Annotated in this window: 10 protein-coding genes; 7 read left to right on the forward strand and 3 right to left on the reverse strand. The window is 69.1% G+C overall.

Features of this window, described 5'->3' with window-relative positions; translation table 11 throughout:
• From AX744_RS01760 to AX744_RS01775, 4 genes are all read left to right on the forward strand, one after another.
• The coding region (locus tag AX744_RS01760; protein WP_061015220.1) for an ATP-binding protein at positions 1-1,372 on the forward strand (1,372 nt) is incomplete at its 5' end.
• A 2-nt stretch (positions 1,373-1,374) separates the two neighbouring features.
• A complete protein-coding gene (locus AX744_RS01765) occupies positions 1,375-2,523 on the forward strand; it encodes an acyl-CoA dehydrogenase family protein (protein WP_058631162.1) in 1,149 nt (382 codons plus the stop codon).
• Positions 2,524-2,532: 9 nt separating this feature from the next.
• Entirely contained in the window at positions 2,533-3,021 is a 489-nt protein-coding gene (locus AX744_RS01770; protein WP_061015221.1) for a MaoC family dehydratase, read from the forward strand.
• Positions 3,018-3,824, forward strand: coding sequence for an HpcH/HpaI aldolase/citrate lyase family protein (locus AX744_RS01775; protein WP_061015222.1), 807 nt, complete (start codon positions 3,018-3,020; stop codon positions 3,822-3,824). The genes AX744_RS01770 and AX744_RS01775 overlap by 4 nt, the downstream gene beginning before the upstream one ends.
• Here the strand turns inward: AX744_RS01775 and AX744_RS01780 are convergent, their stop codons facing one another.
• Positions 3,825-4,412 (reverse strand): histidine phosphatase family protein, encoded by a 588-nt coding sequence (locus AX744_RS01780; RefSeq protein ID WP_046747010.1) that lies wholly within the window; start codon positions 4,410-4,412, stop codon positions 3,825-3,827.
• A complete protein-coding gene (locus AX744_RS01785) occupies positions 4,409-5,242 on the reverse strand; it encodes a Sir2 family NAD-dependent protein deacetylase (protein ID WP_231728720.1) in 834 nt (277 codons plus the stop codon). The genes AX744_RS01780 and AX744_RS01785 overlap by 4 nt, the downstream gene beginning before the upstream one ends.
• Positions 5,243-5,362: 120 nt before the next feature.
• Between AX744_RS01785 and AX744_RS01790 the strand changes: the two genes are divergently transcribed.
• Positions 5,363-6,163 (forward strand): TrmH family RNA methyltransferase, encoded by an 801-nt coding sequence (locus tag AX744_RS01790; RefSeq protein WP_061015224.1) that lies wholly within the window; start codon positions 5,363-5,365, stop codon positions 6,161-6,163.
• A gap of 3 nt (positions 6,164-6,166) precedes the next feature.
• On the opposite strand, the gene AX744_RS01795 is transcribed toward AX744_RS01790, so the two are convergent.
• Positions 6,167-6,994, reverse strand: a complete 828-nt coding sequence (locus AX744_RS01795; RefSeq protein WP_058631166.1) for an SGNH/GDSL hydrolase family protein — start codon at positions 6,992-6,994, stop codon at positions 6,167-6,169.
• A gap of 147 nt (positions 6,995-7,141) precedes the next feature.
• Between AX744_RS01795 and AX744_RS01800 the strand changes: the two genes are divergently transcribed.
• Together AX744_RS01800 and AX744_RS01805 are read left to right on the forward strand one after the other, a co-directional pair.
• Entirely contained in the window at positions 7,142-8,884 is a 1,743-nt protein-coding gene (locus AX744_RS01800; RefSeq protein ID WP_058631214.1) for a DEAD/DEAH box helicase, read from the forward strand.
• A 146-nt stretch (positions 8,885-9,030) separates the two neighbouring features.
• The coding region (locus tag AX744_RS01805; RefSeq protein WP_061015225.1) for a VIT1/CCC1 transporter family protein at positions 9,031-9,841 on the forward strand (811 nt) is incomplete at its 3' end.

Raw genomic sequence — 9,841 nt, forward strand, 5'->3', positions numbered from 1 at the left:
CCGCGGCGCTCTCGCCTCCGCCCGCCGGGTCGCGTCCGCCGCTTTCGGAGACGACGCGCTCATCCTCGAGCGGCTGATCAGACGACCACGGCACATCGAGGTACAGGTCTTCGGCGACGTGCACGGCACCGTCATCGCCCTCGGCGAACGCGAGTGCACGTTGCAGCGCCGGCATCAGAAGGTCATCGAGGAGGCCCCGTCGGCGGGGATCCCGGCCGACACGCGCGAGCGCCTGCTCTCCGCCGCGGTGCTCGCCGCCGAGAGCGTCTCCTACGTGGGGGCCGGCACGGTCGAGTTCCTCGTGGATGCCGACGCGCCGGACGAGGTCTTCTTCATCGAGATGAACACGCGGCTCCAGGTGGAGCACCCCGTCACCGAGGAGGTCACCGGACTCGACCTCGTCGCGCTTCAGCTCCGCGCGGCAGCGGGTCTTCCCCTGGACGTCACACCTCGCCTGCGCGGCCACGCGGTCGAGGCTCGGGTGTACGCGGAGGCCCCTGAGCGCGGCTTCCTTCCGTCCACGGGGACGGTGCTCCTCTTCGACCCACCGCCGGGTGTCCGCGTGGATGCGGCCATCGAGAGCGGCAGCGAGGTCACCGGATTCTACGACCCGATGATCGCGAAGGTGATCGCCTTCGCCGATGACCGCGCCACGGCACTGGCACGACTGGACCGAGCACTCGCGAGCACCGTCGTGCTGGGCGTCGAGACCAACATCGCGTTCCTGCGGATGCTGTGCCAGGACGCGCGGGTCATCGAAGGCGATCTCGACACCGGTCTCATCGAGTCCCTGCTTCCCCTCGAGACGGTGAAGCCTTCGGCGTCTCAGTTGGCTGCGGCGCGGGACGCCGTTTCGGATCCCCCCGCATCGGTGCGCACCAGCCCGCTGTGGCGTGAGCTGCCCGGGTGGCGCCTGGGGACCCAGGACGCGCCGCATGCTCCGTTCGTCGCGCTCACGGACGACGGCGACGAGGTCGAGCTCGATGAAGCGTCTCCTTCCCCCTCCAGAGCGGGCGTGCTGGCCGCAGTCGATGCCGAGGGAGCGGTCTGGGTCGCGGAGGAAGGTCGCACGATACGCCTGCGCCCTCTCGACAGGCGACAGCGGATGCAGCGCCGGTTGTCCGCACGAGACGCGGGAGCTGCGGCGACCGAGCCGGAGGGCCGTGCCCCCATGCCGGGCAGCGTCGTGGCGGTGCACGTGACCGACGGCGACACGGTGTCCGCGGGAGAAGCCCTCGTCTCGATCGAGGCGATGAAGATGGAGCACCCGGTACTGGCACCGCATGACGGTGTGGTGCATCTGCTGGTCGCGGTCGGCGACCAGGTGCGGCGTGACCAGCCGGTAGCCCGCGTGACGACGGAGGAGAGCTGAACATGGAAGAGCTGACCGACGAGGAGCGCGAGCTCGCCGCCATGGTGCGCGAATTCGCCGACACGGTCGTCGCACCGCAGGCCTACGAGGCCGATCGCACGCACACGCTGTCGATGGACGTCGTTCGCCAGATGGGCGATCTCGGATTGTTCGGCTTACCGTTCCCCGAGGAATACGGCGGACAGGGCGGCGACTACATGGCACTCGGCATCGCGATCGAGGCGCTCGCGCGCGTCGACCAGTCCATCGCGATCACGCTCGAAGCAGGGGTCAGCCTCGGCGCGATGCCGATCTACCGCTTCGGCTCGGAGGAGCAGCGCCAGGAACTGCTGCCGGACCTGCTCGCCGGGCGAGCCCTGGCGGGCTTCGGCCTCACGGAGCCGGAGGCCGGCAGCGATGCCGGTGCGACCAGGACCACGGCGCGCCTCGACGGCGACGAGTGGGTGATCGACGGCTCGAAGCAGTTCATCACGAACTCCGGGACCCCCATCACGCGGTTCGTCACGGTCACGGCGGTGACCGGGAACGAGGATGGGCGCAAGGAGATCTCCACCATCATCGTGCCGAACGGGACACCGGGGTTCACGGTCGAAGCGCCGTACGACAAGGTCGGGTGGAACGCGTCGGACACACATCCCCTCACCTTCGACGGCGCACGGGTTCCCGCCTCCAACCTGTTGGGTACGCGGGGGAGCGGCTTCCGCAGCTTCCTCAGCATCCTCGACGAAGGACGCATCGCGATCGCGGCCCTCTCGACCGGCGCCGCCGAAGGATGCCTGGAGGCCGCTGTCGAGTACGCCAAGAGCCGCACGATCTTCGGGGCCGCCCTGAGCACGCGGCAGAACGCGCAGTTCACTCTGGCCCGCATGCGCGCACGGGTGCACACGGCACGCCTCGCCTGGCATCACGCGGCACGACTCCGAGACGCGGGCAAGCCGTTCGCCGAAGCCGCGGCCATCGCCAAGCTGGTCGCGGGCGAGGCGGCGATGGACAACGCGAGAGACGCGACGCAGATCTTCGGCGGCAACGGCTTCATGAACGAGTTTTCCGTGGCACGGCACTACCGCGACTCCAAGATCCTCGAGATCGGCGAGGGCACGACCGAGGTGCAGCTGCTGGTCATCGCCCGCGGTCTCGGACTCGCCGGGTAGCGTGGCGGTATGAGCACGCACGACGTCGTCCAGAGGGGTCTGTACTACGAGGAGTTCGAGACCGACGCCCGCTACCTGCACCGCCCAGGACGAACTGCGACCGAAGCCGACAACGTGCTGTTCACCACCCTCACCATGAACACGCAGGCCCTGCACCTCGATGCGGCTTTCGCCGACGGTCAGGAGCCGTTCCGCGCGCGACTGATGAACTCGATGTGGACTCTGTCCACCATGGTGGGTTCGTCCGTCGCGCAGCTGACGCAGGGGACCCTCGTCGCACAGCTCGGCTTCGGCGATGTCGCGTTCCCGCATCCGCTGTTCGCGGGAGACACCCTCTACACCGAGAGCACGGTCGTCGAGAAGCGGCTCTCCTCCTCCCGGCCGGGGCAGGGGATCGTGAAGATCGCCCACACCGGCCGGAACCAGGACGGTACCGTCGTCGCCACGGCCGTCCGCTCGGTGCTCGTCCACTGCCGTCCGGAAGGATCCCCCGCATGACGTTCGACCTCGGTCCGGCGCTGTTGTTCTGCCCTGCCGACCGGCCGGAGCGCTTCCGGAAAGCCGCGGAGCGGGCTGATGCGATCATCCTCGATCTCGAGGACGCGGTGCTCCCGGAGGCGAAGGACGAAGCGCGCAGGAACGTGATCGCCGCCGATGTCGACCCCTCTCGAGTGGTCGTGCGCGTCAACGCCCCCGACACCGAGGCCTTCGCCGCAGACCTCGCGGCGCTGGCTCAGACCGACTTCCGCACCGTGATGGTGGCGAAGACCGAGCGTGCGGACAGCTTGTCGGCGTTCGACGAGAGGTACTCGCTGATCGCCCTGTGCGAGACCGCCCGCGGCGTCCAGGCAGCCGACCGCATCGCCGCACACCCGCAGGTGTCCGCGTTGATGTGGGGGGCCGAGGATCTCGTCGCCTCCCTGGGAGGCACGTCTTCGCGCAACGCGGACGGCGCGTATCGCGACATCGCCAGGTACGCCAGAGCGCGTGTCCTCCTCGAAGCCGGTGCGCACGGCAAAGCAGCCATCGACGCCGTGCACATCGACATCGATGACCTCACTGGACTCGAGGAGGAGGCGATCGACGCCGCCGCTTCGGGATTCCGTGCGACGGCCTGCATCCATCCGAACCAGGTGGCGACGATCCGTGCGGCGTACCGTCCGGACGACGCGCTGCTCACCTGGGCGCGCGCCGTGCTCACTGCGGCCGAGTCGCAGCGCGGCGTGTTCCGGTTCGATGGACGGATGATCGACGAGCCGGTCCTCCGTCACGCGCGTTCGGTCGTGTCCCGCGCCGTCTGATCAGAGGACGGGCGTCTCCTCCAGCAGACGGAGATAGCCCGGTGCGGCGACGAACCGGTGCGCCGAGCCGTTCTGCAGCACCTCGCCGTCGCGCGGGAGAGTGCCGCCGGAGACGTGGTCGATCACGGCGCGGATCACGCCACCATGAGCGACGACGATGACCGACTCCGCACGCGGGGAGGACCGACGCCGCGCCTCGCGAGCGATCGTGTGCAGTGCTTCGATCGCGCGTTCTCCCACCTCGTGCAGCGACTCCGCACCAGGAACCTCCGCGTGCCAGTCGCCATACGTCGCGATGTAGTCGGGCACGAGCATGCCCTCACCATCGCCGAACTCGCGCTCGCGGATGTCGGGGACGACGCCGGCGACTTCCAGCCCCAGGCGCTCCGCGATGATCTCCGCGGTCTCCTTGGCGCGCAGCAACGGGCTCGTGTACACGGCGTGATGGGTTCCTGCCGCGAGCTTCTCCGCGGCCCATCGCGCGTCTTCGCGTCCCTTCTCGTTCAGGGGGATGTCGGTGGAGCCCTGGATGCGCCGCGCGAGGTTCCAGTCGGTCTGACCGTGGCGGACGAGGGTGAGGTGGGTCACGAGAGGAGTTCCTGGAGGGCGGGGAGCACGTCGCTGGTGCCCGCGGCGATGGTCACATGCGCCCAGGCATCCGCGCGCGTCGGCTCACGGTTGACGATGATCAGGGGGATGTTACGTCGCCGCGCACGCTCGACGAGGCGGACACCGGAGTTGACCACGAGGGAGGAGCCCGCGACGATCAGGGCGGAGCTCGAACGCAGCAGCGACTCCGCTGCGCGGAAGCGATCCTGTGGCACGTACTCGCCGAAGAACACCACGTCAGGCTTGAGCATGCCCGCGCAGACGGTGCACGCGGGGATGACGAAGCCTTCCGTGCTCTCCGGGAGCACGTCGCCGTCGGGGGCGAGAGCGACGTTCTCCGGCACGGTGATCCAGGGGTTGAGCTCCTCGATCTGCACGGCGACGTCGCGGCGATCGAAGACCTGACCGCACTGCAGACACAGCACGCGACGCATGGTCCCGTGGACCTCGATGACGTGCGAGCTCCCGGCCCGCAGATGCAGTCCGTCGACGTTCTGGGTGATCACGCCGGACACGTTCCCCGATGCTTCGAGTTGCGCCAGGGCGATGTGTCCCGCGTTCGGCTCGGCTCTCGCGAAAGCGCGCCAGCCCAGGTGCCCGCCGACCCAATAGCGCCGGCGCGCCGCCTCGTCACCCAGATAGGTCTGGATCGTCATCGGATCGCTGCGCGTCCTCGCGCCTTCGCCACGGTAGGCGGGGATGCCGGAATCGGTGGAGATGCCGGCGCCGGTGAGGAGTGCGATGCGCTTCTCGCGCAGCAGCTCGGCGGCGTGGGCGATGGTGGCCGACAGCTCGGCGGAAATGGACACGCTCACAAGACCTCCTCGAGCGAGTCTACGGTGCCGAGGCCGACCAGGGCCTCCACGAGAGCCGCCGACGCCCCAGCGACCGGTGCTGCGCCGTGTCCTGACGGTGGCAGAGTGGACATCGTGGATCTCCTGCCTGTGACCGACGCCGCCGACCGACGTCTCGACGACTACCGCGGCCTCACCGATACCGCCCTACGAGCACTGTCGGAGCCGTCCGGTGGTCTCTACATCGCGGAATCGACGAAGGTGATCGCGCGCGCGGTCGCCTCCGGTCACCGTCCCCGCTCCGTCCTGGTGCAGGAGCGCAGGGTGGACGACATCCGTGCCATCGTCGGTGACCTCGACGTGCCGGTGTACGTCGTTCCGGACGAGGTGGCGGAGGCGGTGACGGGTTTCGCGGTGCACCGCGGCACCATCGCCTCCATGCACCGACCAGAGCTGCCCTCCGTCCGCGAGGTGATCGACGGCGCCTCCCTCGTGCTGATCCTGGAGAACATCGGGGATCACACCAACGTCGGAGCAGCCTTCCGTGCTGCAGCAGGTCTCGGCGCCGACGCGGTGCTGGTTTCTCCGGGCGGGGCCGATCCGCTGTACCGGCGCAGCGTCCGAGTCAGCATGGGCACCGTCTTCCAGGTGCCGTGGACGCGTATCACGGACTGGGAGTCCGCGATCGCGGATCTCCACACCGACGGCTTCGACATCGCCGCGCTGGCGCTGCGCGACGACGCGGTGACGCTCGACGCGTATGCGGCCGCACGTCCGGCGCGGGTCGCGCTGGTCATGGGGTCGGAAGGCGACGGACTCTCGCGCGAGGCCATGGACGGAGCGGACACCGTCGTCACGATCCCGATGTCCGGTGGGGTCGACTCCCTCAACGTGGCATCTGCGGCAGCGGTCGCACTCTGGGCGATGAAGGCCTGACGCTCAGTCCCTCCCGGGAAGGACGACGGGGGAGGGCTCCGGACGCTTCGCAGCGAGGTTGTCGCCAGATGACTGGTGACGGAGCCTTCTGAGCACCCACGGAACCAGGTGCTCCCTGGCCCAGCCCAGGTCTTCCGAGCGTGCCTCTCGCCAGGTGCGCAGCGGGAACGGCTCGGGCTGCATGGCCTCGAGATCGTTCGGCACGTTCAGGGCACGCAACGCCATGCGGGCCACCTCGTGGTGGCCGAGCGCGTTGTAGTGCAGTCGGTCATCGTCGAAGAAGCGCATGTCCTGCACGACCTTGAGCGCCCACTGGTCGGCCACGATGCAGTCGTATCGCTCGGCGATGGTGCGGACGTTCTCGTTGTAGATCGCGACCTTTCCGCGGAAGGCGCGGAAGACCGGCGTGAAGGCGGTGTCGATGCCCGTGAACAACAGCACGGCGGCGCCGGTGGAGGACAGCCGGGCGACGGCGTCGTCGAGCTGGCTCGCGATCGCATCCGGGTCGGTGCCGGGCCGGATCACATCGTTGCCGCCCGCACAGATGGAGACCAGATCGGGGCGCAGCGCGACGGCCGGCTCGATCTGGTCGGCGACGATCTGGGCGATCAGCTTGCCGCGGACGGCGAGGTTCGCATAGGCGAAGTCGTCGACCTGCGCGGCGAGCACCTCGGCGACGCGGTCTGCCCACCCGCGGTGGCTCCCCGGATGCGCCGGATCGGGGTCGCCGATGCCCTCGGTGAACGAGTCGCCGACCGCGACGAATCGGCGCCACGGGTGCGCGGTCTCGTTCGGGATGTAAGGGGTCCGAGTCGAATCCTGGTCGGTCATCCAGCTCTCCTTCGCGAACGATCAGCGACGCGGCGGTGATCGCGACGCAGTGACCGAGCCTACCCGCAGGGCTCGGTGCGGGGCAGGGCACGCGCGGGAATCGCGGGGAGTGATCCGGTGTCCCCGGCAGCGATTATCGTGGACTCGATGCTCTCTCCGTCCTTTCCTCAGCGTGCCCCATGGGGAACCGCGAACAAGCTGCGTGCCTGGCAGCAGGAGGCCCTCGAACAGTACTTCGCGGCGGATCAGCGCGACTTCCTCGTCGCCGCCACACCCGGCGCAGGCAAGACCACGTTCGCACTCACCCTCGCCGTCGAGCTCATGCGCATGGGCGAGGTCAACCGCATCATCGTGGTCGCACCGACCGAGCATCTCAAGACCCAGTGGGCGGACGCCGCGGCACGCGTGCACATCCGCCTCGACCCGCGCTTCCGCAACAGCGACTGGGCACCGGCTCGGCACTATCACGGCGCTGTCGTGACGTACGCGCAGGTCGCCGCGAAGTCCTCGGTGCACCGGCATCTCACGGAGGACGCCAAGACCCTGGTGATCCTCGACGAGGTTCACCACGGCGGCGATGCGCTGAGCTGGGGCGACGCCATCCGAGACGCGTACGGGCCGGCGAAGAGGCGCCTGCTGCTGTCCGGCACGCCGTTCCGCAGCGACACGGCGCCCATCCCGTTCGTGGAGTACCACCCCGATGAGTCCGGCGCCCGCATCTCGCGCACCGACTACAACTACGGCTACGGCCGGGCACTGGCCGACGGCGTCGTCCGGCCCGTGCTCTTCCACATGTACGCCGGCAAGATGCGCTGGCGCACCACCACCGGCGACGAGCTCGAGACGCACTTGGGCCAGGACAACACCAAGGACGTGACGTCGCAGGCGTGGCGCACGGCGCTCGATCCCGAGGGCGAGTGGATGCCGGCCGTCCTGTCGGCCGCGGACAGACGGCTCACGGAGATCCGCCACCACGTCCCCGATGCCGGCGGTCTCGTACTGGCGACGGACCAGACGGTCGCGCGCGCGTATGCGAAGATCCTGCACAGCATCACGGGCCAGCAGGCCACGGTCGTGCTCTCGGATGATGCGACGGCGTCGGAGCGGATCGAGAAGTTCAGCGCCAACGACTCCCGCTGGATGGTGGCCGTGCGCATGGTGTCGGAGGGCGTCGACGTGCCGCGTCTCGCCGTGGGGGTCTATGCGACGTCGTCCTCGACTCCGCTGTTCTTCGCTCAGGCCATCGGCCGGTTCGTGCGAGCCCGGCGTCGTGGCGAGGCCGCGAGCGTGTTCCTTCCGCAGGTCCCCGTGCTCATGGGGCTTGCGAACGAGATGGACAAGCAGCGTGACCATGCGCTCGACCGGCAGTCGAAGGAAGACGACGGCCTGGAGGATTCGCTGCTCGAGAGTGCGAACCGTGAGGAGGAGACCTCGGACGCGCTGACGCAGGAGTTCAGCTACCAGGCGCTCTCGTCCGTCGCCCATTTCGACCGCGTGGTCTTCGAAGGACAGGAGTTCGGTCAGCTGGCCGAACCGGGGACCCCGGAGGAGGAGGAGTTCATCGGCTTCCCCGGTCTCCTCGAGCCGGAGCACGTGCATGAGCTCCTCATGCAACGTCAGTCCCGCCAGTCACGCCTGCGGGAGGCACGTGAGGCCTCCACACCGCCCGACGAGTCGACGACGCTTCCCCCGCCCCTGCACCGCACCCTCAAGGAGCAGAGGCAGCTGCTGAACAGCCTCGTCGGCCTCTACGCGCGCCAGAAGGGTGAGCCGCACGGCGCGGTGCATGCCGAGCTCCGCCGCATCTGCGGAGGACCGGCAGTCGCGCAGGCCACCGTGACGCAGCTGCAATCCCGCATCGAGGTTCTTCGGAAGCGCGTGCGGTCCTGACATGATCTGCGCCCCGCCCGTGCAGGGACGGCGCTTCGGATCCCCGAAATGCTGTCAATCCGCGCCTGGGTGAGGTCGTGCTGAGCATCCGCGGATAGCGTTGAACGGTTGCCCACGCATAGGGCGCCGCCATCTCTGGAGGATCCATGACAGCCCCCGCTGCCGCCACCCCGACCCCCGCCGATCGTCGGCGCTGGGCGCGCTACCTGGTCGAGGAGCGCGCCGAGGGCGCCGTCTATCAGAAGCTCGCTGCACGCCGAGAAGGCGAAGAGCGCGACATCCTGCTGAGCCTCGCCGATGCGGAACGTCGCCATGAGCAGCATTGGCTCGATCTCCTCGGTGAGGAACCGCGGCGTCTGCCCCGCGCCGGGGTCCGCTCGCGCCTACTCGGATGGATGGCCGGTCGTTTCGGATCGATCTTCGTGCTCGCCCTCGCACAGAGCGCTGAGGCACGGTCGCCCTACGATTCGGAGCAGTACGCCACTCCGGCCATGAGGGCAGACGAGAAGGTGCACTACGAGGTCGTGCGCGGACTCGCGGCGCGTGGTCGCAGGCGGTTGTCCGGTTCGTTCCGCGCGGCCGTGTTCGGCGCCAACGACGGCCTGGTGAGCAACCTCGCGCTGGTGCTCGGGATCGGCGCGACGGGCGTGAGCTCCGGCTTCGTGCTTTTCAGCGGGATCGCCGGTCTCCTGGCCGGCGCACTGTCGATGGGAGCAGGCGAGTTCGTCTCGGTACGTTCCCAGCGCGAACTGCTCGCGGCGACGGAGGCCAACGAGGACGCACACGCATCAGCGGGAGATCTCGACATCGACGAGAACGAGCTGGCTCTCGTCTACCGTGCCCGCGGCATGGAGCAGGAGGAATCCCTCGCGCGGGCACGCCGCATCGTGAAGGCGGCGCAGGCCGGCGTGCGTCAGGCGGCGACCGGTCCCGTGGACATCCAGCGCGGCGATGATC

Origin of the sequence: Microbacterium sp. CCH5-D1, assembly GCF_001557335.1 — a bacterium.
Taxonomy (GTDB): Bacteria; Actinomycetota; Actinomycetes; order Actinomycetales; family Microbacteriaceae; genus Microbacterium; species Microbacterium oxydans.

Excerpts from the sequence above, each read along its gene's own strand:
- AX744_RS01765 (WP_058631162.1), top strand. The coding sequence starts at position 1,375 with ATGGAAGAGCTGACCGACGAGGAGCGCGAGCTCGCCGCCATGGTGCGC.
- AX744_RS01770 (WP_061015221.1), top strand. The coding sequence starts at position 2,533 with ATGAGCACGCACGACGTCGTCCAGAGGGGTCTGTACTACGAGGAGTTC.
- AX744_RS01775 (WP_061015222.1), top strand. The coding sequence starts at position 3,018 with ATGACGTTCGACCTCGGTCCGGCGCTGTTGTTCTGCCCTGCCGACCGG.
- AX744_RS01795 (WP_058631166.1), bottom strand. The coding sequence starts at position 6,994 with ATGACCGACCAGGATTCGACTCGGACCCCTTACATCCCGAACGAGACC.
- AX744_RS01800 (WP_058631214.1), top strand. The coding sequence starts at position 7,142 with ATGCTCTCTCCGTCCTTTCCTCAGCGTGCCCCATGGGGAACCGCGAAC.